The sequence below is a fragment of the Prosthecobacter sp. genome, from assembly GCF_044236155.1.
Classification (GTDB): Bacteria; Verrucomicrobiota; Verrucomicrobiia; order Verrucomicrobiales; family Verrucomicrobiaceae; genus Prosthecobacter.
The window spans coordinates 16,861-37,189 of record NZ_JBIIHA010000011.1 but is presented as its reverse complement, the minus strand read 5'-3'; the positions used below and the strand labels follow the sequence as shown (position 1 = coordinate 37,189).

Below are 20,329 nucleotides of genomic sequence, written 5' to 3'. Positions count from 1 at the left end.
GAGCTGGAGCACTGCTCCCGCCCATCACTCCACCATTCCAAAACTCCACCACTCCATCTTACAATACCATGAACGCCACCTGCTCCCCATCCACTAGCGCTCCTGCCACCTCCGGTGTCACCGAGTCGCTCCGCAAGCCGCTCTACAACGTCAACGGCAATGCAGACGCCTACGAAGTCCGCGTCGAACTGCCCGGCGTGCCAAAGAACGGCGTGAAGCTCGATCTTGAGGACAACATCCTCACCGTCCGCGGCGAACGCAACACCACCGTGCCGGAAGGCATGAAGGCGCTCCACCGTGAGCTCTCCCCGCTCAACTATCTCCTCCGCCTGCGCCTCAACACGCCGGTGGACGAGGACAAGATGACCGCGAAGCTCGATGACGGCGTGCTCACCATCTCGCTGCCGCTCAAGCAGACTGCGAAGCCGCGTCAGATCCAGATTCAGTGATCGAGTCCGCCAGACACTTCACCGCCCGCATCATCTATTTCGGTGATGCGGGCGGCCTTTTTTGCCTTCCAGCCCGGCATGATCTCGGCTAGTAGCCGCTCATGACCGACAACAACACCCCGCAGCCGCAGCCCGCCCTCGCCCAGACCATCGGTGGATGGCAGATCATGTTTTACGGCCTCGGCTCGATGCTCGGCGCGGGCATTTATGCGCTGATCGGCAAAGCGGCGGCCGGTTTGGGCAATGCAGTGTGGCTCGCTTTCCTCATGGCGATGATCGGCGCGATGCTCACCGGCCTCTCGTATGCCTGCGTGGGTGGTCGCTACGCGAAGGCGGGCGGCGCGGCGTATGTGACGCAGCGCGGGCTGCGCAAACCGCTGCTCAGTTACGTCATCGGCATCGCCGTGATGATGAGCGGGCTCACCAGCATGGCTACCGGCTCGCAGGCGATCATCGGGCAGGTTCGCGAACTGTTCGCGCTCACGCTCGATGACACCGTCATCAAACTCGCGTCCATCGGCGTGGTGTTTCTCGTCGGATGCGTGATCTATCGCGGCATTCGCGAGAGCATGTGGCTGAACATCCTCTGCACGGTCGTTGAGGCGAGCGGGTTGCTCTTCATCATCGCCATCGGCGTGCGCTACTGGGGCAGCGTGGATTATTTCCAATCACCCGGCGACACTGCGGCGGGCGGCGTCGGCTCCGGCATCACCTTTGCGCTCATCATGCAGGGCGCGGTGCTCACGTTTTACTCCTTCATCGGTTTCGAGGACATCCTGAACGTGAGCGAAGAGGTCAAAAATCCCGCCAAGAACGTCCCCTTTGGCCTCATCGGTGCCATGATCCTCGCGACGTGCATTTACATGGCCGTCGCCATCACCGCCGTGTCCGTCGTGCCCTGGCAAGAACTGGCGAAAAGCGATGCGCCGCTCATGGAAGTGGCCCGCAGAGCTGCACCGTGGTTCACCGGCATCAAACCGGTGTATGGAGCCATCACCATCTTCGCCATCGGCAACACTGCGCTCTTAAACTACCTCATGGGCTCACGCCTGCTCTACGGCATGAGCCGCCAGGGCCTGTTGCCCGCCGTGCTCGGCAGCGTGCATCCCGTGCGCAAAAGCCCGCACATCGCCGTCGTGGTGCTTTTTGGAATCGTCTCGCTCCTCATCCTCAGCGGCAGCGTGAAGCAGCTCGCGGAGTCCACCGTGCTGCTGCTGCTCATCGTTTTCACGGCGGTGAACATCTCCCTCGTCGTCCTCAAACGCCGCCCCGGTGAACCACGCGGCGGCTTTGAGCCACCGCTGCTCGTCCCCATCTTCGGAGCGCTCGTGTGTGCCATGCTCATCATCGTCCGTGTGCAGAGCGCCATCACCAGCGCCGACCACGCTCAACGGCCCGCCCCACTTATCGCCGGAGCCATCCTGCTCATCAGCGTGGTGCTCTATTTTGCGCTCAAGCCGAAGAACCCGGTGGTGGTCGAGGAGTGAGGTGACCAAAATGAAGATGCTCGTTTTCACAATTGCTGCGTTGTGTCTGGTGGGATGCACTTCATGTTCATCTTCAATAGACATCGAAAAGCTGCCAAGTTTTGGTGATCGTCTTCCTGGAACGATTCATGTGATGGCGCTTCAGGGTTTTAAACGCCCTGGGCACTACCACCTTCCCAAAGGTGCCTCTCTAGATTTGCTACTCGACTTGGCAGAGTTAGAGCCAATTCCGCCACGTCTCTTGAATTGTAGAAGCGCTTGGCACTTCATTGCTGTGGGAGCGCCGCGCCCCGCAAAGATACGTTTGATGATTGATCGAGATATTCGATCTGTTTCAGCAAAGAATCGCAAACATCCTCTATTGGATGGAGAGCAGGTGCGTCGAAACAGTATCTCGTGGTGAAATCCAGATGAGTCGCCGCCGTCGTGATGCTATGGACGAGTTTCCATGAGCCAGACCGCCAATCTCCACATCGCCTCCAACATCGCGTTGCCATCGCCGCGCTCCATGGTGGCTGAAATCGCACCCACGGAAGCGCAGACGGCTTTCATCGCCGAATCACGTCGCGAGATCCGCGAGATCTTGTTTGGCAAAGACGCGCGATTCCTTGTCGTGCTCGGTCCGTGCTCGATTCATGATCCTGAGGCCGGTTTGGAGTATGGGCGAAAGCTCGCCGCACTCGCGCAGGAGCTCAAAGACCGGCTCTGCATCGTAATGCGGGTGTATTTCGAGAAGCCACGCACCACCGTCGGCTGGAAGGGCCTCATCATGGACCCGGACCTCGATGGCACCTGCAACATCCCCGATGGCCTGCGCCTTGCCCGGCGCATCTTGCGTGATGTGCTCGATCTCGGCCTGCCGACGGCCACGGAGCTGCTCGATCCCATCACGCCGCAGTACATCGCCGATTTGATCTCCTGGAGCGCCATCGGTGCCCGCACGACAGAATCGCAAACACATCGCCAGATGGCCTCCGGCCTGTCGATGCCGCTTGGCTTCAAAAACGGCACATTCGGGCACATAGCGCCCGCCATCAATGCGATCAAAGCCGCGATGCAGCCGCAGACCTTCCTCGGCGTGAGCGAGGACGGTGTGGCCTCCGCGGTGACGACGAGCGGCAATCCCGACTGCCACATCATCCTGCGCGGCGGTGAAAACGGCCCCAACTTCGGCGCGGACAACGTCATGGAGACCATCGACGGCCTCGAAGCCGCGAAGCTGAAGCCCGCGATCATGATCGACGCCAGCCACGGCAACTGCGCCAAGGACCATCGCCGCATGCCGGATGTCTTCCGCGAAATCGTGCGCCAGCGTGCCGCGGGTCAAAAAGCCATCATCGGCGCGATGCTCGAAAGCAATCTCGTTGGCGGCAGCCAGAAATTCCCGCAACCGCTCGATCAACTCGTGCGCGGCCAGTCGATCACAGATGCCTGCATCGATTGGGAGACGACGGAGAGCCTGCTGCGTGAGGCGCATGCGGCGTTCAAATGAGGAAACCAGAATGACGAATGAGGAATGAAGCCCGAATGCCTCAAACGACGCGATTCGGACTTCGTCATTGATTCGTCATTCCTCATTCTGGTTTCGTCATTCTTTGCCACCGCACCACGTTCGCGTATCCTTCCATCATGAACGACCTCGCTGAACGCATGCGCGCCGATCTTGAGGAGATCGGGCGCACGTTCATGCCGTTCGGCAAATACGGACCCCAGCATTTTCCGCCGAACGGGGTGCCGATTTACGACATCCCGGCGGAATACCTCGGCTGGTTCGCCAACAAGGCCGGATTTCCGAAAGGACGCCTCGGTGTGCTGCTGCGCATGGTGCACCAGATGAAGGCGGATGGCTCCGATGTCGTGTTTGACGTGTTTCGGAAGCGCAACGGCCGCACGGACCTCAAACCGGCGAAGCGGAAGTCGTGGAACTTTGAGGAGTGACCTCGGTCATCCGCGAATGGGCGGCCCATACCAGACATAGCACATCAAGTACACGATAATGCCGGTGACTGAGACGTAGAGCCAGATGGGGACGGTCCACTTCGCCATCCGCTTGTGCTTGTCAAAACGCTGCCGCAGCGCCGGAACGACCGTCATGATGATCATCGGCAGGTTCAGGATGGCGAGCGGGATGTGGGTGAAGAGGATCGTGAAATAGATCGGACGCGTGAGACCGGTGCCGGCGAACTTCACATGGCCTGCATGATAGTGATAGTAAAGGTAGCAGCCGAGGAACGCGGTGGAGAACAGCAGCGCGATGACCATGCTGACGATGTGCGGCTTCCTCTGGCCGATCTTGATCATCGCGAGGCCAAGAATGATGTGCAGCAGCGCTGCTGCGTTGAAAAGCGTGTAGAGCTTCGGGAGTTCGAAGACGGTCATGGTCTATTTCGCGGCTGGGGCTTTGTAAGGGTTCTTTTTCTGTTCGTCGAGTAGGTGGCGCAGGTCTTTTCGAATCCTTTCGTCCCAGAACTTTGCGAATTCGGGGTCAGGGTTCAAAATGTCCTCAAGACCACGCACATGGCCGAGGTGGTCGATGACGGCGACGCGGAGGTCGTGGATGTATTTGTCATCGGGCGAGAGGCGGTCCTTCTCCGGCATGTCCTGCACGGGCCGGAACTGCACCTGGCTGGTCATGAACTTGCGCACGGCGTCTTTATCCCCGTTGAGGAACCACCAGTTGGCGCCGTCGGCGATGCCGAGGCCGCTGGCGAATTTTTTCATCATCTCGGGCGTGTCATCGGCATCCAGCGTGAAGCTGAGGAAGTGCAGGTTAGGTTCGTTGGCGAATTCCTCGTGCAGTTTCTTCAGTTTTGCGATCACGGCGGCGCAACCACGCGGGCAGCGTGTGAAGACCCACGAGATGACGAGCACCTTGCCCTTCAGCTCTTCGAGATGGACTTTTTTGCCGCTGCGCTCGGTGAGCTCGAGGTCTTTTTCGAGACGGCCGAGCACGGGCGGGCGGTCCTGCTTGTCGATGCGGGAGCGGTAGATGAGGTAGTTGTAAAACACGACGATGCCGAGCACGGCGATGATGATCGGCGCCCAGATGGAAAGGGGGTGCAGCGGTGTTTTGGCGGGAGGTTCGTTCATGGCGTTGGCGTGTTACGCGCGTTTCCAGGCGAGGATGGATACGATCAGGATGGCCGGGAGGTACATCAGCGTGCAAAAGAAGAGCTTGCGTGCTGAAGAACGCTCCGGCTGGCGGTTGAAACGAACGGCGAGCTGACACAGCCAGCCGCTGAGCAGCAGCGCAGGCGGCAAAAACCACCACGCATGCGCCACACCGGCATAAACCGGGTAAAACATGAGCAGTACGGTGCTGATGGAGTAGGCGAGCGCATGGCGCGAAGTGCGCGCGCCCTCCTCATCGTCATTCGCGAGCATGACGAAGCCGCCTTTGCGATATTCGTCACGGTACATCCAGTTGATGGCCAGGAAATGCGGGAGCTGCCAGAGGAAGAGCAGCAGGAAGAGGTAGATCGCACCGGGTTCGATCATCAGATCCCAGCGGAAATGCGGCGTGGTGTTCGCAGGCAGCGGTCCTGCCGCGCCTGCCCAGCCGATGAGCGGCGGCAGAGCCCCGGAAACCGCGCCGACGAGCGTGTTGGTGGCGCTTTGGCGCTTCAGCGGCGTGTAGATGAACAAATACACCGCGAGCGTGGCCGCCGTGAGCGCCGCGGCCTCCATGTTCACGCGAATGGTGAGATGAATCAGCGCCCAGGCACTGAGCAACCAGCCGATGCCGAAGGCGGCGGAGGGACTCACGCGGCCGGAGGGCAGGGGACGGTCCGCCGTACGCTGCATGCGCGAGTCCGGCTCGATCTCCATGAGCTGGTTGAACACGGCGGCACCGAATGCGGCGAGCGTGCTGCCGACGATGGTGTGAAAAAGCAGCCAGAAGTCGAAACCCTTCGGTGCGCGCAGCCAGAAACCCACGAACGTGGTGACGATGACGAGCGCGCTGAGGCGGAACTTCGTCAGGGTCAGCAGGTCGCGGGTCGTCATGATGCGTCAGCGGAAAAACTTCTTCGCCTTTTCGAAGAAGCTCTCCTCCATCGGAGAAGTTTGTTCGCCGAGGGATTTGGCGAATTCGTCGAGTTTTTCGCGCTGCTCGGCATTGAGCTTCGTTGGCACGGCGATCTGGACGTGGACGTAAAGGTCGCCGTGGTGGTCGGAGCCGACGGTTTTCATGCCCTTGCCGCGCAGGCGGAAGGTGGTGCCATTCTGCGTACCGGCAGGAATCTTGACCGTGGCCTTGGCCTCCATCGTCGGCACGGTGATCTCACCCCCGAGCGCCGCGGTGGCGAACGAAAGCGGCATGTCGCAGTGCAGGTCATCTCCTTCACGCTCGAAGATCTCGTGCTGCTTCACCTGGATGACGATGTAGAGGTCTCCAGGCGGGCCATTTTTGACGCCAAGGTCGCCGTTGCCGGTGGAGCGCAGACGGGAACCGTCTTCGATGCCCGCAGGCACTTTGACGCGGACTTTGGTGCGCTCTTTGGCGCGTCCGGTGCCGTGGCAGGAGCGGCAGGGATCGCTGATCGTCTCGCCGGAGCCGCTGCAGTCCGGGCAGGTCTGTTGAATCTGGAAAAAGCCGCGTGAACTGATGACCTGACCGACACCGCCGCAGGTGCGGCAGGTTTTTTTGCCACCGCCGCCGCTGGCGGAGCCGGAGCCGGAGCAGGTTTTGCACGAGGCGCTGCGCTCGTATTCGATCTCGCGCTCGCAGCCGTGCGCGGCTTCCTCAAGCGTGATCTCCATGCCGTAGCGGAGATCATTGCCGCGCTGCGGACCGTCGCGACGACGACCACCACCGCCGCCTCCTCCACCGCCGAAAAATTGCTCGAAGATGCCGCCACCGCCGCCGCCAAAGACTTCACGGAAGATGTCGAACGGGTCGTGGAAGCCGCCACCGCCGCCGGAGGGGCCGCCCATGCCGCCTGCGAAGGCGGCGTGGCCGTAGCGGTCGTAGGCGGCGCGTTTTTGATCGTCGCTGAGGACGTCGTAGGCCTCGCCGATCTCCTTGAACTTGTCCTCAGCGGTCTTGTCACCCGGATTTTTGTCCGGGTGATACTTCACCGCGAGTTTTCGGTAGGCCTTTTTCAAATCCTCGGCGGAGACGTCGCGGGAGACGCCCAGCACTTCGTAGTAGTCGCGTTTTTCGGCCATGCGGATGATTTGAAAAGGGGGGATTCTTGGTTACGCGGCGGCGGGCCCGCTGGAAACAATGACGCTGGCGGCGCGCAGCAGGCGGTCCTTGAGCTTGTAGCCCTTGCGGGTCACCCGGATGATGGTGCCCTCGGCGATGTCGGCGCAGGCTTCCTGGGACACGGCCTCGTGGAGATTGGGGTCGAAGGTTTTGCCCTGGGCCTCGATCTCCTGCACGCCACTTTCCCGCAGGAAGTCCTGGATCTGACGGTTCACCATGCTCATGCCCATGAAGATCATGGACTTCTCCGATTCGGCGCGGGCGGCCTCGAGGCCCATGTCGAAGTTGTCGAGGATGGGGAAGAGGGCGCGCAGCAGGTCGGCGTTCGCGTAGGCGCGGGTTTCCTGCGCCTCACGGGCGGAGCGCTTGCGGAAGTTGTCCAGCTCCGCCTGGCTGCGGTAGGCGAGATCCTTCCAGCGATCGACTTCCTGCGTCAGCAGGGTCACGGGATCGGCGGGAGGCGCTTCCTCGGCAGGAGTGGCGGATTCGGGCGACGGAACGGCGTCAACGGGGTCTGGCTGGGTCGTTTCGGGACTCGGCTCGGTCATAGGAAGGGGTTTCGCGGGGTTTGGGGGGCCGCGACTATGCCGTCTTCTGCAAGGCAATCAAGGTGATGTCATCGTGCGAGCGCCGACCCTTCAAAAAGTGCTCCAGATCGGCGATGATGCCGCCGATGACGGCCTTGGGGCCTTGCGGGGCGTATTTGGCCAGCTTGTCCTGCACGCGTTCCTCGCCGAACTCGACGCCTTTGGGGTCCATGGCCTCGTTCACGCCGTCCGTGTAGAGCAGGAGGCAGTCTCCCGGGTGCATCTCGAAGCTCTCATCCTTGGTGACGCGTTCAAAGACATCCCCCTTGTCGATGCCGACGCCGAGCCCGGGCGGGTGGATGGCCTCGACATTGCCCGTGGCCTTGCGCCACAGCAGCGCCGCGTTGTGGCCGGCGCGTGAGAGGGTGAGTTTCGTGCTGTCCTTTTCCACCACGACGTAGGACATGGTGATGAACATGTCCTCGCGCATGTCGGGAGCGATCTGGCGGTTCAGCGCGGCCAGCACGGCGCTGGGGGAGGAGGCTGAGGAAGACTTCGCACGCATGAGCGTGCGGCACATGACGGTGATCATGGCGGCGCCGATGCCTTTGCCGGAGACGTCGGCGATCACAGCGCCGAATTTTCCCCCGGGCAGCTTCAGGTAGTCAAAATAATCGCCGCTGAGCGTTCGTGCCGGTATGTTTTTCCCGGCGACGACGAAGCCCGGCCATTCGGGATCGTGCTCCGGGAGCAGCACCTGCTGGATCTGGCTGGCATTGAGCAACTCCTGCTGGTCCATGCGGCTTTTGGCCGCCTCCTGGTGCGACATCGCGTTCGCCAACGCAAAGGCGGACTGCTCGATAAGCGAGTTGAAGACCTCAAAGTCGTTCGCGTTGTAGCTGCGGCCCGACTTGGGCGAGGTGACGGCCAGCACGCCGAGTCGGCGCGTGCCGAAGCTCAGCGGGCCGATCATTGTGGTAATGTCCTGCTGCGCGTCCACGGCGTCCGCGCCAAGCCGGGTGTCTGCGGACAGGTTGGCCACCAGCTCGGCCTTTTGCTGCACGAAGACGCCGCCGAGAAGTCCTTCATCCACTCCCACGGCGTGCATGCGCAGGAGATTTAACAGCGCGGAGGGATTGTCCTTCATCTGCTGGCGCACGCGTTGCGGGATTTCGATGAGAGGGGCGCAAAACTCCGAGTGATGGCGTGGCACGAGGCGCTGAGTGGCCTCGTCGAAGAGATAAAGCGCGCCGCCGCTGCTTTGGGTCACACGGATCGCTCCCTCGACGATGAGCCTGTGCATCGAGGCCTGCTGGTCGTCCCGCCAGATGGCCTCCCCCAGGTCGTGCAAATAGTGGAACATGCGCCGCTCCTCGGCCACGATGGCCTCCTCCTCGGCCCGCAGTGCCACGAGGGCATGCTTTTGCTGGAAGGCGAGCCTGGCGAGCATCAGGATGCCTGCTGCCATCATCAGCAGAAGGATCACGAGCAGGGAGATGAAAACGGGCGTCATGGTTGAATACGGCGTCCCGGCTTATCCGGGCGGCGCCTCAGGCGGAAACAGCGGCCGTGCCAGCCTCCAGCTCTTTTTCTAAAAACTCGATCACATCATGAAACCGGCACTCGTTGGCCGGGCTGATGTCCGCCAGCGCCTGATGGGCTGAGAGGACATGGCGTGTCTGCGTGTCTTTGCACTCAGCAGTTGACTCGCCGCAGTGCTGCAGGGCGTTGCAGGCTTGTTTGCGTTCATCGGACCAAAGCTTGCCCTCACGGTCCAGCTCGAGGATGTGGTCCAGTCCCAGGCTGGTGAGGAGCTGCAGATTACGCTGGTTGGCGTTCAGGACGCTCAGAGTGCCGCCACCTGCTTCCCGGAGGTTCAGCGCCGTCCCGGTGAGCATGCCCAGAAAGGTGGAGTCCATCATCGGACAGCGTTCAAGATCCACGACGAGATTCTTGGTGCCCTGGGCGATCATGCGCTGCATCGCCTTCTTGGCCTGCAGGCTGTTCTGAAAGGTGCCCCGTCCGTCCACACGCATCCAGAACACACGTCCGATGGTGCCGACTAGAATGTGGGTGGGAGGAGTCATGCTTGCAGGGGTTAATTCCAAAGCGCGGACTGCTGGCTGACCAGCTCCTCCTTGCCTCGCAAAACACTCACACGCCAGGCAATGACGCGTCCGCTTTTAAGGTATTCCGGGCCGGTGACTTGGAATTTGGAGATGTTGTTCCGGCGGATGTTCTCCACGATCTGTTCCTGCACGCGTTTGGTCAGGCCGGATTGAGCCTGCTGATATTCAAAACGCACGGTCAGCGGTCCTGTGCGGTCATCCGCCTTCCAGAACACCGTGTAGTAGTGGCCGAAGCGGTCCATGATCTCTGATTTGGTCACCGCGCCATGGAGGTGGTGCTGCTGCTCGAAGAGAACGGCCGGATTCAGGCTGCGCGGCGCATAGTTCGGCATCAAATGGTAATAGTTCACCTTGCTGATCCGTCCCCCCGGGCCGTCCACGGCGCTGGAGCACGCGGAGAGAATAAAAGCCAGGATGGCAAGGCATCCGAGGCGGAGACAGGGAAAGCGTGACTCAGTCGTCATGGAGAGGCGAATATTGGAATCAGGACGCATGATGTCAACGTCCCCTTCGATTCTTCACATTCCCCAAGTGAAATTCACAAAAGTGAGACTGGATCGACATCCCAGGTCACGATCACCTCCTCCGGCAGTGTCGTTGATTGCATCACTTGATGAATGCGGCGGCACAGCGGCCGGATTTTGGGCGTACGGAGGAGGAGCTGGAAGCGGAACTGCCCGTGCGACTTCGCCAGCGCGCACGGTGCTGGCTCGCCTATGATCACGTCTTCCGGTAAATCGACCAACAAACGCCGGTGCAGCGTCTGCAATGCCAACTCCGCCAGAGCCTGATGCTTCCCCCGGCTGGCGAGGATGACCACGTGTGTGTAAGGCGGGTAGTGAAACGCCCGCCGCTGCTCCAGCTCCTGCTGGGCGAAGCCCTCGAAGTCGTTGTGCCGGGAAAACTGCACCGCCGGGCTGTGTGGCGCGTAAGTCTGCACCATCACCTCCCCCTTCACCTCCCCGCGGCCCGCACGGCCGGCCACCTGGACCAAAAGCTGCAACGTGCGCTCCGCCGCACGAAAATCCGGCAGGTTCAGCGCCAGATCCGCTTTCAGCACGCCCACCAGGGTCACATTCGGAAAATCGAGCCCTTTTGCGATCATCTGCGTGCCGATCAGCAGATCGAGCTTCTGCGCCCGGAAATCCCGCAGCAGGTCGCGGAGCTGGTTTTTGCGCTGGATCGTGTCCGTGTCCACCCGGGCGATCCTTGCCTGCGGAAACACATTTTTCACCACCGCCTCGACTCGCTCGGTGCCGAAACCAGCGAATTTCAGCCCCGGTTCCTGGCATGACGGGCATTTCGACGGCGGAATCCGCCGTGATCCGCACACATGGCACACGAGGCGGTTCTCGTGCTTGTGCAGCGTCATCGGAATGCTGCAATCCTGGCACTGCACCACCTCGCCGCACGAAATACAGCTCAGCGAGGTGTTGAAGCCGCGACGGTTCAAAAACAGGATCGTCTGCTCCTTTTTCTCCAGCCGCGCCGTGATCGCCGCCCGCAGCTTTTCCGAGAGAATTCCTGCGTCCGCGACCGTCACGCCGGTACCTTTGCGTCGTTCGAGGCGCATGTCGATGATGCGGATTAGCGGCAGCGTCCGTCCGTCAGTCCGTTGAGTGAGCTTGAGCAGTTCGTATTTGCCGCCCGCCGCGTTTTCGAAGGATTCGAGGCTCGGCGTCGCGCTGCCGAGCAGAACGACGCACTTTTCGAGACTCCCGCGCACCACGGCCAGATCACGCGCATGATAGCGCGGCGTCTCGTCCTGCTTGAACGACGGCTCGTGCTCCTCATCGACGATGATGATGCCCAGACGCTCGAGCGGCGCGAAGATCGCGCTGCGCGCGCCGATCACGATGTCCGCGCGGTCCTCGTGAATCTTGAACCACTCGTCATGGCGCTCGCCATCACTCAAATGGCTGTGCAGCACGGCGATCCGATCCCGCCGCTCCGCGAAACGCGCTTTGAAGCGCTCGATCGTCTGCGGCGTGAGGCTGATCTCCGGCACCAGCACCAGCGCCGTGCCGCCGCGCTCCAGCACACGGGCGATGGCCTGCAAATAAACCTCCGTTTTCCCGCTCCCGGTGATGCCGTGGAGCAAAATCGGCCTCGCTTTCTCCTCCGATTCGATCGCCGCCACGATTCGCGCGTAGGCTGCCTGCTGCTCCTCCGTCAGCGTGAGCGCCTGGCTGGGCAAAAACTCCTCGTCGTGAAAAGGATCGCGCTCCACGCGCACCTCGCAGCGCGTGATCCAGCCGGACTTGAGCAGCGGTTTGAGGATGGTGGCCGCACGCGGGACATCCTGGCGGATCTGGCTCAGGGTCGCCTCGCCTTTGAAGCTGCGCAGGATGTCCAGCACGCGTGCCTGCATCGGCGCTTTGTTCCGCAGTTTCTCAAAGATGTCCGGCGGCGGCTCCTTCACGAGTTTCAGATGGCTGTCCATCACGAAACTGCCCGGTTTCTCACGCACCGCCTGCGGCAGCATCGTGCGCAGCACCGTGTGCGGGGAAACGAGATAGTATTCCGCGATCCACCGCGCCAGTTTCAGCAGCGCCGGTGTGAACATCGGCCGCTGGCCGATGATCGAGGCGATTTCCTTCAAACGGCCGCGATGTGCCGACTCCCCAGGCAGTTCTAGCACCACCGCGTTCACCCGGCGGTTCTGCAGCGGCACCATCACGCGTGATCCGACGACCACTTTGGCCGCCAGCTCTTCGGGAATCGCATAATCCAGCTCCATCGCCGCCGCGCCCTCGAGCTGCACGCGGGCGATGCGTTTCGCGTCGCCAGGAGCCGCCTCCACGTCGGCTGCGCCGAACAGATCACTCTGTTTCGGTGCTTTCTCGGTGCTCTTTTCGGCCGACGGCATGCGTTCATCCTAGCCGCCGTGATTCCACCGCCCAAACGATTCTTCTTTTGAGAAACGAATCCGCCCGTGCCATCGTTCCCACGCAGCAGCACGGCGCGAAACGGCATGTGGGACTTTCTGACAAATCACTGGCGCGACGGCGTGGAGATCATCATCCTCGCCGCGCTGGCGTATCATGGATATCTCTTCTTCCGTGCGACGCGTGGTGCGCGCATCCTCACCGGGCTTCTCATCCTGTTGCTCGGCCTCGCGCTCATCTCGCTGCTGCTGGAGCTGTCCGTCATCAGCAGCCTGCTGCAGCGCTTCTCGGTCTTCCTGGCGATCGCGCTCGTCATCATCTTCCAGCCCGAGCTGCGCCGCGTGCTGGCGGAGCTCGGCAGCAGCCGCCTGTTTTCCTTCAACCGGCCCGACCCTGAGGCACTGGATGTGCTCATGGAGGCCATGCAGCAGCTCTCATCGCGCCGCTGCGGCGCTCTCTTCGCCCTGAAGCGCGGCATTGACCTCAAACCCTTCGCCGAATCCGGAGTGGAACTCGATGCGGTGATCTCCGTCGAGATGATCACGACCATCTTCCACCCCAAGACCTCGCTGCACGATGGCGGCGTCATCATCGACCAGGGCCGCATCGCCGCCGCCGGTTGTGTCTTCCCCGTGAGCCAGAAGGATGTGCAGGACCGGGCCATCGGCCTGCGTCACCGCGCCGGCATGGGCGTCACCGAGGAAACGGACGCCATCGCGCTCGTCGTGTCCGAGGAGACCGGGGCGCTCTCGCTTTGCTATCAGGGCCGCCTAGAGCACGATCTGGAGCCGGACGAACTGCGCCGGCGCATCAATGAAATCCTGAACGAGGGCGCTGGTGCCAGCGCCGCAACCAACACGGAGGACGGTCATGAACTGGGGACACCGGCTTAACGAGCTCGTCACACGCAACTGGCGCGAGAAAATCATCTCTCTCGTGCTCGCATTCCTGTTCTGGTTCATGATCAAGGCGCAGGACGCGCGCCAGCCGGCCTCTTATGCGCCCTCCCAGGCGGCGAAGATGATGCCGCAGGGCTTTGCCCCGCCTTCGCAGCTCGCTCCGACGGTCCAGCCCTCCCCCGAGGTCCCGGCAAAGCTCGCGCCCGTGATGCCATCGGCCCCTGCCGTGCAGACTCTGCCCGTCAAACCCAAGCCTGAGGCCAACGCCGCGAAGCCCACGGGGCTTTGACACTCCGGACGTAATGCGCTAGAACCGGCGGCCTATGTCTGAAAAGCGCCAGTTCTTCGGCACCGACGGCGTTCGTGCCGTGGCCAACCGCCATCCCATGACCCCTGAGTTCGTCATGCGCCTAGCGCAGGCGGCCGCCGTCGTTCTCGGCGGCAAAACGGACGGTGGTGAACGCCCCAAGGCCGTCATCGGCCGTGACACACGTGCTTCGGGGGAAATGCTGGAGTGCGCGCTTGCCGCGGGGCTGAATTCGGCCGGCGTCGATGTCATTCTGGCCGGACAACTGCCCACGCCTGCCATCGCGATGCTCAGCGCGCAGCTCGGAGCGCAGATGGGTGTCATCGTCTCCGCCTCGCACAACCCTTTTAAGGACAACGGCATCAAATTCGTCCACGGCGATGGCCATAAGCTCAACGACAAGACCGAGATCGCCATCGAGAAGCTCGTGCTCGGCACCGACGACACGCCTCGTCCCGAAGGCCGTGGCATCGGCCGAATCACGAAGCTCGCCGACGGCGTGGACCGCTACGTGACGCACGCTGTTGCCTCGATGGAAGGCGTCCGCCTCGACGGCATGCGCGTCGCGCTCGACAACGCGCACGGTGCCGCCTCCTACACCAGTGCGCTCGCCCTAGAGCAGCTCGGCGCGGACGTGCAGGTCTTCCACTCCGAGCCGGACGGCTTCAACATCAACGAGGAATGCGGCTGCACGCACTCAGAGGAGATCGAACGCATCGTTCGTCAATGCCAGGCACAGGCCGGCATCGCGCACGACGGCGACGCCGACCGCATCGCGCTCTGCGATGAGGAAGCGATCGCCCTTGATGGGGACGAGCTCATGGCCATCGCTGCCGAGGCCATGCTGCGCAAAGGCACGCTGAAGCAAAACACCCTCGCTGTCACGATCATGAGCAACTACGGCCTCGACGACCTCGTCTCCCGACTCGGCGGCCGTGTCATCCGCACCGGCGTCGGTGATCGCTATGTTCTCGAAGAAATGCGTTCGCGCGGCCTCAACTTCGGCGGCGAGCAGAGCGGCCACATCATCTTCGGCGACTGGGCCACCACCGGCGACGGCCTTATCGCCGGCCTGCAAGTGCTCCGCATCATGAAGGAAACCTGCGAGACGCTCAGCCAGCTCCGCAAGTGCCTGAAAAAGTTCCCCCAGTGCGCCCGCAACCTCCGCGTCCGCACCAAACCGCCGATCGACCAGCTCGTCGAGGCGCAGAAGATCATCAAGGAGACCGAGAAGAAGCTCGGCGACTACGGCCGCGTTCTCCTCCGCTATTCGGGCACCGAATCCCTCATCCGCCTCCTCGTCGAAGGCCGTGATGTCGAGTACCTCGAAGCCCAGGCGGACAAGATTGCGTCGGCTGTGCTCGCGCAGATTGGATAGCGCCGGTGCAATGACGAAACCAGAATGGCGAATGACGATTTAAGCTCCAGTGATTGGTCATCATCTCCGAGTCCATTTGAATGCCAAGGAGCGTTCGGGTTTCTGCCTTCGACATTGATTCGTCATTTTTCAAATGCACTACTTCATCACCGGCACCGACACCGACGCAGGCAAGACCTATGTGACTTGCTTGCTGCTGGAGGCTTTGAAGCGCGAAGGAAAGCGCGCCGCCGGCTTCAAGCCCTTTGTCTGCGGCCAGCGTGACGACGCGATTCATCTCGCCAATGCCAGCCGCGACGGATTGACCGTCGAAGAGGTCAATCCGGTTTGGTTCAAGGTCCCGGCCGCGCCCTACGCCGCCGCGATGATGGAAAACCGCCGTTTTGAGCTCAACGACGTCATCGCGAAGTTTCACGAGCTCGCCCAAACGCACGATCATGTGCTCGTCGAGGGCGCGGGTGGTTGGGAGGTGCCGCTGAATGAGTTTTCCACGCTCGCGGACTTCGCCCAACGCCTCGCGCTGCCGGTGATCGTCGTCGTGAACAACAAGCTCGGCTGCCTCAACCACACGATTCTGACCGTTCGCAATATCCAGGCCCGCGGTCTCACCTGCGCCGGTGTTTTGCTCAACTACGTCAACGACGAACGCGACGCCGCCAGCATCTCCAACCGCATGGTCCTGGAGCACTTCCTCGACGTGCCCGTCCTCGGCGAGATCATGCACGGCGAAACGGAGATCCACTGGCCGCTGTGACGCGTTTTGCGGCTGCCACGATCCCCAACCCCACCAAAACGCCCAACGCCATCGACGGCGGGATGTCGCTCGGCCAGTGAGCGCCGCAATACACACGTGAATACGCGACTGCCGCCGCCAGCACATACATCAGCAGCCCGGCACGACGGTAAAAACTCGCGATGACCGTCGCTGCGGCGAACATGTTCACCGTGTGGCTGGATGGGAACGACTTTCCGCGGACTTCGCCATTCGGTTCGCTCGGTTTGATTACCACAGGCTCAAACAAACGCATGAACGCGGGTGAAGCGGGGCCCAGATCACGCACGGTGACAGTCTTGAGGGCGTCACGCGGCCTGACTCGGCCGATGGTTTTCTTCAGCGTGTTGGAAATGACACCATCGCCGATTCCCACGGCGATTCCGAGGCAGAGCAGCATCACCCGCGCCCGTTTGCCGCCACGCCACGCCGCCAGCAGCACGGCGGTCACGATCAAAGGCACCCACGCTTCGATGGCGGAGATGGCCGGCATGATCCAGTCCAGCGCGGGATGCGACCAGGCTGTGTTGATCTGATGCAGCAAGCTGAGATCCCAGGAGCTCATTCCGGTTTCACAGTCTTCCAGGATTTCAGGTTCCGGCCCAGATACACGCTGAATTCACGTTTTTCCTGGCCGAGCGGAATGGATATGTCGCCCAGGCGCTCCAGCGTTTCAAAACCCTCGGTGAAGACGGGATTCTTCAGCAAACCAGTGCCTGGATTGGGATCAAAGATGATCGCGTCCTCGCCGATCTTCTCCTCAGGCCCCGGCCAGATCTCATACTGCGACTGCACCGTGCCGCTGTTCTCCCAGCGGTACATGCGCGGATGCGATGGTAGGTAAAAAGCCATCAACGCCGCGTTGTAGCGATGACCGAGCGTCATCACGAAGGCCTTCTTCGGCGCCTTATCGATGAACTTCTGCGCCTCGATGCCCGCCTCACGCCAGCCGCGAATGCTCGCCAGTTTGTTGATGCTTTTCAGATCAGTGGCAAAGATCACCACGAGAGCCAGATGCACGATGAGCACCAGCGCTCCACCGATGCGCAATGACCAGCGCTGCCAGACCGGATTCGCCTTGGTGGGCAGCAGACCACGCATCCACGCCGCCGCCAGCACAAAGGCCGGTACAAAGAATGCCGCCGGCCAGTTGGGATTGATCCGCTGACGCAGTGACAGCAGGGCAAAACAGGCCAGTGCGGGCACCGAGGCCACCACGAGGAACAAAACCGGCCGCGTGAGCTGGCTGCGCTGTTTGATCGCCGCCAGCATCGCCGCCACCAGCGCTGCAAACGTCACCGGGGTGTAGATGAGTGCCTGCAGGCCCACGTTTTCGAGCGTGCGGCTGATCCATTTGCCAAAGCTCCGCGTTTCACCGTCGAAGTGATGCTTCGTGTGCTCCAGGGTGATCCACGCATGCTCCTGGTTCCACTTCAGCACCGGAATGATGAAGGCCATGCCGACGACGATGGCGGCCCACATGCGCGGATTGCGCAGCAGTGCGCGGTCCTCACGCGAAACCGCCGCAAACACCAGCATCAGCGCTGGAAAGGCCAGCATCATCTGTTTGCTCAGCGTGCCGATGCCGATCACCAGCGCCAGCGCGAGCCAGCGAGTGTTGCACGCGGGTTTTTGCGCCGCAAACCAGAACAGCAGCAGCCCCAGCGTCCAGCACAGCAGCAGCGGCGCATCAATCGTGAGCAGCAGGTTCAGTCCCGCGTTCGCGATCGTCAGCAGCACCAGCAGCGCCGCCAGAAACGCCGTCCGCGCGTCAAACAACACGAGCGCGATGCGGTGGATGATGAACAGCGTCGTCGATCCAAGCAACAGCGCCGCAAAGCGGATGCCCCATTCCGCATTTCCCGTGAGCCAGCCGATCACACCCATCATCCAGCCGATCATCGGCGGCTTGCTGTAGTAGCACCAGTCCGGCCGGCGGCCCCAGTCCCAGTAATACGCTTCATCTCCCGCCAGATCGGCCCCGCTCACAAACAAAAGCGTCACTCCAATGCGCACGATGAAAACGGCGGCCAGCAGCCACCAAAAACGCTTGAGCCAGGTCGAGGAGTCGGAATCGGGAGTCAAAGACATGCGCCGCGATCATAGCGGTGCCCGGCGGCTGCGAAACCGGGAATCCAAGGTGATGATCTTGTTTCTTGGCAAACGCCGGCGCTCGCTGCATTTTCGACGTGTGAATTTCCACGCGGCCATCGCCCTGCTCATGCTGCTGACCGTCTCAACGGCCAATGCGCTGACGATTGTTGGCTACGACTCCGACACGAACGACAGGTTTGACTCCGGCTACGCCACCAGCCCGGTGGAAAACACCTCCCTCTCATTTCTTGGCAGCGGTTACGACCTCTCCGGAGTGGGCTGGAACCCGTCAAACACCTCGCAGAGCTTCGCGATGATCAGCGACCGGTATTTCGTCTATGCCAGCCACCATGCGCCCGGCTCCACGATGAGCTTTTTCAGCCAGGTGCTGGGATCAGTCGTCAACTACGGCGTCAGCGCCGCCACCCATCACTTCACCTTCAACGGACAGACCAGCGACTTTGCCATCGGCAGGCTCTCCACGGCCCTGAACCCCGCCCACGGCATCACCAGCTACCCGGTCCTGGATTTCCCCTTTGTCACCGACTACCTCGGCCTGCCGGTCCTCATCTACGGTCATGGCTCCAACGGCCCTCGCCTCGGCGCCAACACGGTCGATGTCGTCCTGCCCTACAATTTTCCGGGCGGCACCGGCAATGACAGCTACGGCATCGGCTACGCTTTCAACAGCGGCCTCACGGGCGACTCGAAGTTCGAAAGCGGCGACTCCAGCAGCCCGACTTTCGTTCCGTGGCACGGCTCTCTCGCCCTGCTCGGGACACATTCCGTCGTCGGCACCATCGGCCTCACCGAATACTCCATCGACAACTTCATCGCCGTCTATCTTGATCAAATGACCGCGCAGGGCATCGACTTCAGCGTCGTTCCCGAGCCGTCACGCGCCATGCTCCTGCTCCTCGGTGCTTGCACCCTGCTGCGTCGCAGGCACCGTGCGCCACGAGAATGATCAACGACACGGCGCAACGCGAAATCGACTGGCTCTACAGCACGCAGCTCTTCGGCATCAAGCTGGGCCTCGAAAACGTGCGGCGTCTTCTTGGCGAGCTGAATCTTCCTGCGGCAGGCCAAAAATTCATCCACGTCGCCGGCACGAATGGCAAAGGCTCCACCTGCGCCTTCATGCACTCGATCCTGAGGGCATCTGGCATCAACGCCGGCCTCTTCACCTCGCCGCACCTCATCCACTTCGGCGAACGCATCCGCGATGCCGAACGCATGATCACGCCGGATGAAATAGCCAATGGCATCACGCGGCTGCGCGGACGTGTCGTCGGCTGGAATCCGCATCCGACCTTCTTCGAACTCACTCTCGCTCTCGCCCTCGAATGGTTCGCTCATCGGCAAAACGAGTGGGTCGTGCTCGAAACCGGCCTCGGCGGTCGTCTCGATGCCACGAACGCGATCACACCCGCCGTCAGCGTCATCACGCCCATCGGCTGGGATCATATGGACATGCTGGGTGACACACTCGCGAAGATCGCCGCCGAAAAAGCCGGGATCATCAAGCCCGGCGTGCCTGTCATCACCATGACGCAGGACGCCGAGGCGCTCGGAGTCATCCAGCACACCGCTGGAGAGCGTAAAGCATCGCTGACCATCGTCGAAGCGCCGTCACAGGTCGAAACCGGCCTTCCTGGCCCGCATCAGCGATGGAACGCCGCCATGGCCGTCGCCGCGCTTCATGCCGCAGGCTTCGATCTCGATGAAACCGTCGTCGCACGCGGCCTGCGCGACGTTCAATGGCCCGCCCGCTTTCAAAAAGCCGGCAACATCATCATCGACGGTGCCCACAACCTCGACGCCGCCCGCGTTCTCGCCCAAACCTGGCGCGAGCAGTTCCCGCACGAAAAAGCCCAGCTCATTTTTGGTGCTGTTGCCGGAAAAGATGTCGCCGCTGTTTTGCGCGAACTCAATCCCATCGCCGCCTGCTTGCGTTTTGCGCAAATCGATTCACCGCGCGCAGTGCCGCCGGAAGAACTGCTCAAAATCTGGGACGGCCTCCATCTGGAACCACATCCTGTTTCCATCCACAGCAACATCGCCGACGCGTTGAATGCCGTGAACAGTGATCAGCCGGTTCTCATCGCCGGCTCGCTCTATCTCGCCGGTGAAGCGCTGTCCTTGATCGAAAACAAACCCGGAGCCTTCGAGCGGAGTGCTCAGTGACGT

General features: G+C 61.8%; 21 protein-coding genes. 10 read left to right on the top strand and 11 right to left on the bottom strand.

Annotated elements, in window-relative coordinates; genetic code table 11:
* The first annotated feature begins 68 nt into the window (after positions 1-68).
* The 4 genes from ACILSE_RS11445 (at position 69) to ACILSE_RS11430 (ending at position 3,874) form a co-directional block, all read left to right on the top strand.
* The gene (locus tag ACILSE_RS11445) at positions 69-449 is read left to right on the top strand and encodes an Hsp20/alpha crystallin family protein (RefSeq protein ID WP_395717526.1); all 381 of its coding nucleotides are present in this window, start codon (positions 69-71) and stop codon (positions 447-449) included.
* 101 nt (positions 450-550) lie between these two features.
* Entirely contained in the window at positions 551-1,936 is a 1,386-nt protein-coding gene (locus ACILSE_RS11440; RefSeq protein ID WP_395717525.1) for an APC family permease, read from the top strand.
* Between the two features lie 448 nt (positions 1,937-2,384).
* On the top strand, positions 2,385-3,428 hold the full coding sequence (locus ACILSE_RS11435) for a 3-deoxy-7-phosphoheptulonate synthase (RefSeq protein ID WP_395717524.1): 1,044 nt from the start codon (positions 2,385-2,387) through the stop codon (positions 3,426-3,428).
* Positions 3,429-3,565: 137 nt separating this feature from the next.
* Positions 3,566-3,874 (top strand): putative quorum-sensing-regulated virulence factor, encoded by a 309-nt coding sequence (locus ACILSE_RS11430; protein ID WP_395717523.1) that lies wholly within the window; start codon positions 3,566-3,568, stop codon positions 3,872-3,874.
* 6 nt (positions 3,875-3,880) lie between these two features.
* On the opposite strand, the gene ACILSE_RS11425 is transcribed toward ACILSE_RS11430, so the two are convergent.
* The 9 genes from ACILSE_RS11425 to priA form a co-directional block, all read right to left on the bottom strand.
* Positions 3,881-4,315: a DUF420 domain-containing protein gene (locus ACILSE_RS11425; RefSeq protein WP_395717522.1), complete on the bottom strand. Its 435-nt coding sequence runs from the start codon at positions 4,313-4,315 to the stop codon at positions 3,881-3,883.
* A gap of 3 nt (positions 4,316-4,318) precedes the next feature.
* Entirely contained in the window at positions 4,319-5,026 is a 708-nt protein-coding gene (locus ACILSE_RS11420) for an SCO family protein (RefSeq protein WP_395717521.1), read from the bottom strand.
* Between the two features lie 12 nt (positions 5,027-5,038).
* A complete protein-coding gene (gene cyoE / locus ACILSE_RS11415) occupies positions 5,039-5,941 on the bottom strand; it encodes a heme o synthase (protein ID WP_395717520.1) in 903 nt (300 codons plus the stop codon).
* A 6-nt stretch (positions 5,942-5,947) separates the two neighbouring features.
* Positions 5,948-7,105 carry a molecular chaperone DnaJ gene (dnaJ, locus tag ACILSE_RS11410; RefSeq protein ID WP_395717519.1) on the bottom strand — a complete coding sequence of 386 codons (1,158 nt, stop codon included), beginning with the start codon at positions 7,103-7,105 and terminating at the stop codon, positions 5,948-5,950.
* Positions 7,106-7,135: 30 nt separating this feature from the next.
* Positions 7,136-7,693 carry a nucleotide exchange factor GrpE gene (locus ACILSE_RS11405; protein ID WP_395717518.1) on the bottom strand — a complete coding sequence of 186 codons (558 nt, stop codon included), beginning with the start codon at positions 7,691-7,693 and terminating at the stop codon, positions 7,136-7,138.
* A gap of 34 nt (positions 7,694-7,727) precedes the next feature.
* On the bottom strand, positions 7,728-9,185 hold the full coding sequence (locus ACILSE_RS11400) for a PP2C family protein-serine/threonine phosphatase (protein WP_395717517.1): 1,458 nt from the start codon (positions 9,183-9,185) through the stop codon (positions 7,728-7,730).
* Between the two features lie 37 nt (positions 9,186-9,222).
* Positions 9,223-9,759 carry an STAS domain-containing protein gene (locus ACILSE_RS11395; protein ID WP_395717516.1) on the bottom strand — a complete coding sequence of 179 codons (537 nt, stop codon included), beginning with the start codon at positions 9,757-9,759 and terminating at the stop codon, positions 9,223-9,225.
* Positions 9,760-9,770: 11 nt separating this feature from the next.
* Positions 9,771-10,265, bottom strand: coding sequence for a hypothetical protein (locus tag ACILSE_RS11390; protein ID WP_395717515.1), 495 nt, complete (start codon positions 10,263-10,265; stop codon positions 9,771-9,773).
* A gap of 74 nt (positions 10,266-10,339) precedes the next feature.
* The gene (priA, locus tag ACILSE_RS11385) at positions 10,340-12,670 is read right to left on the bottom strand and encodes a primosomal protein N' (RefSeq protein ID WP_395717514.1); all 2,331 of its coding nucleotides are present in this window, start codon (positions 12,668-12,670) and stop codon (positions 10,340-10,342) included.
* A gap of 66 nt (positions 12,671-12,736) precedes the next feature.
* Here priA and cdaA point away from each other — a divergent pair, with 66 nt between their 5' ends.
* The 4 genes from cdaA (at position 12,737) to bioD (ending at position 16,027) form a co-directional block, all read left to right on the top strand.
* The gene (gene cdaA / locus ACILSE_RS11380) at positions 12,737-13,582 is read left to right on the top strand and encodes a diadenylate cyclase CdaA (RefSeq protein WP_395717513.1); all 846 of its coding nucleotides are present in this window, start codon (positions 12,737-12,739) and stop codon (positions 13,580-13,582) included.
* On the top strand, positions 13,560-13,877 hold the full coding sequence (locus ACILSE_RS11375) for a hypothetical protein (protein WP_395717512.1): 318 nt from the start codon (positions 13,560-13,562) through the stop codon (positions 13,875-13,877). Before cdaA ends, ACILSE_RS11375 begins: the two co-directional genes overlap by 23 nt.
* A 34-nt stretch (positions 13,878-13,911) precedes the next feature.
* The gene (gene glmM, locus ACILSE_RS11370) at positions 13,912-15,273 is read left to right on the top strand and encodes a phosphoglucosamine mutase (protein ID WP_395717511.1); all 1,362 of its coding nucleotides are present in this window, start codon (positions 13,912-13,914) and stop codon (positions 15,271-15,273) included.
* A gap of 133 nt (positions 15,274-15,406) precedes the next feature.
* Positions 15,407-16,027 carry a dethiobiotin synthase gene (gene bioD / locus ACILSE_RS11365; RefSeq protein ID WP_395717510.1) on the top strand — a complete coding sequence of 207 codons (621 nt, stop codon included), beginning with the start codon at positions 15,407-15,409 and terminating at the stop codon, positions 16,025-16,027.
* On the opposite strand, the gene ACILSE_RS11360 is transcribed toward bioD, so the two are convergent.
* Both ACILSE_RS11360 and ACILSE_RS11355 read right to left on the bottom strand, forming a co-directional pair.
* Positions 15,990-16,610, bottom strand: coding sequence for a phosphatase PAP2 family protein (locus ACILSE_RS11360; protein WP_395717509.1), 621 nt, complete (start codon positions 16,608-16,610; stop codon positions 15,990-15,992). The genes bioD and ACILSE_RS11360 overlap by 38 nt on opposite strands.
* Positions 16,607-18,136 (bottom strand): ArnT family glycosyltransferase, encoded by a 1,530-nt coding sequence (locus ACILSE_RS11355; RefSeq protein WP_395717508.1) that lies wholly within the window; start codon positions 18,134-18,136, stop codon positions 16,607-16,609. The genes ACILSE_RS11360 and ACILSE_RS11355 overlap by 4 nt, the downstream gene beginning before the upstream one ends.
* A 52-nt stretch (positions 18,137-18,188) precedes the next feature.
* Between ACILSE_RS11355 and ACILSE_RS11350 the strand changes: the two genes are divergently transcribed.
* Entirely contained in the window at positions 18,189-19,106 is a 918-nt protein-coding gene (locus tag ACILSE_RS11350; protein WP_395717507.1) for a PEP-CTERM sorting domain-containing protein, read from the top strand.
* The gene (locus tag ACILSE_RS11345) at positions 19,103-20,326 is read left to right on the top strand and encodes a bifunctional folylpolyglutamate synthase/dihydrofolate synthase (protein ID WP_395717506.1); all 1,224 of its coding nucleotides are present in this window, start codon (positions 19,103-19,105) and stop codon (positions 20,324-20,326) included. Before ACILSE_RS11350 ends, ACILSE_RS11345 begins: the two co-directional genes overlap by 4 nt.
* Positions 20,327-20,329 lie beyond the last annotated feature (3 nt).

Coding starts and splice junctions, on each gene's coding strand:
- ACILSE_RS11375 (WP_395717512.1), top strand. CDS start 13,560: ATGAACTGGGGACACCGGCTTAACGAGCTCGTCACACGCAACTGGCGC.
- ACILSE_RS11350 (WP_395717507.1), top strand. CDS start 18,189: ATGATCTTGTTTCTTGGCAAACGCCGGCGCTCGCTGCATTTTCGACGT.
- glmM (WP_395717511.1), top strand. CDS start 13,912: ATGTCTGAAAAGCGCCAGTTCTTCGGCACCGACGGCGTTCGTGCCGTG.
- ACILSE_RS11445 (WP_395717526.1), top strand. CDS start 69: ATGAACGCCACCTGCTCCCCATCCACTAGCGCTCCTGCCACCTCCGGT.
- ACILSE_RS11435 (WP_395717524.1), top strand. CDS start 2,385: ATGAGCCAGACCGCCAATCTCCACATCGCCTCCAACATCGCGTTGCCA.
- ACILSE_RS11420 (WP_395717521.1), bottom strand. CDS start 5,026: ATGAACGAACCTCCCGCCAAAACACCGCTGCACCCCCTTTCCATCTGG.
- ACILSE_RS11345 (WP_395717506.1), top strand. CDS start 19,103: ATGATCAACGACACGGCGCAACGCGAAATCGACTGGCTCTACAGCACG.
- ACILSE_RS11425 (WP_395717522.1), bottom strand. CDS start 4,315: ATGACCGTCTTCGAACTCCCGAAGCTCTACACGCTTTTCAACGCAGCA.
- dnaJ (WP_395717519.1), bottom strand. CDS start 7,105: ATGGCCGAAAAACGCGACTACTACGAAGTGCTGGGCGTCTCCCGCGAC.
- cyoE (WP_395717520.1), bottom strand. CDS start 5,941: ATGACGACCCGCGACCTGCTGACCCTGACGAAGTTCCGCCTCAGCGCG.
- ACILSE_RS11360 (WP_395717509.1), bottom strand. CDS start 16,610: ATGAGCTCCTGGGATCTCAGCTTGCTGCATCAGATCAACACAGCCTGG.
- ACILSE_RS11405 (WP_395717518.1), bottom strand. CDS start 7,693: ATGACCGAGCCGAGTCCCGAAACGACCCAGCCAGACCCCGTTGACGCC.
- priA (WP_395717514.1), bottom strand. CDS start 12,670: ATGCCGTCGGCCGAAAAGAGCACCGAGAAAGCACCGAAACAGAGTGAT.
- ACILSE_RS11440 (WP_395717525.1), top strand. CDS start 551: ATGACCGACAACAACACCCCGCAGCCGCAGCCCGCCCTCGCCCAGACC.
- ACILSE_RS11355 (WP_395717508.1), bottom strand. CDS start 18,136: ATGTCTTTGACTCCCGATTCCGACTCCTCGACCTGGCTCAAGCGTTTT.
- ACILSE_RS11395 (WP_395717516.1), bottom strand. CDS start 9,759: ATGACTCCTCCCACCCACATTCTAGTCGGCACCATCGGACGTGTGTTC.
- bioD (WP_395717510.1), top strand. CDS start 15,407: ATGCACTACTTCATCACCGGCACCGACACCGACGCAGGCAAGACCTAT.
- ACILSE_RS11430 (WP_395717523.1), top strand. CDS start 3,566: ATGAACGACCTCGCTGAACGCATGCGCGCCGATCTTGAGGAGATCGGG.
- ACILSE_RS11400 (WP_395717517.1), bottom strand. CDS start 9,185: ATGACGCCCGTTTTCATCTCCCTGCTCGTGATCCTTCTGCTGATGATG.
- ACILSE_RS11390 (WP_395717515.1), bottom strand. CDS start 10,265: ATGACGACTGAGTCACGCTTTCCCTGTCTCCGCCTCGGATGCCTTGCC.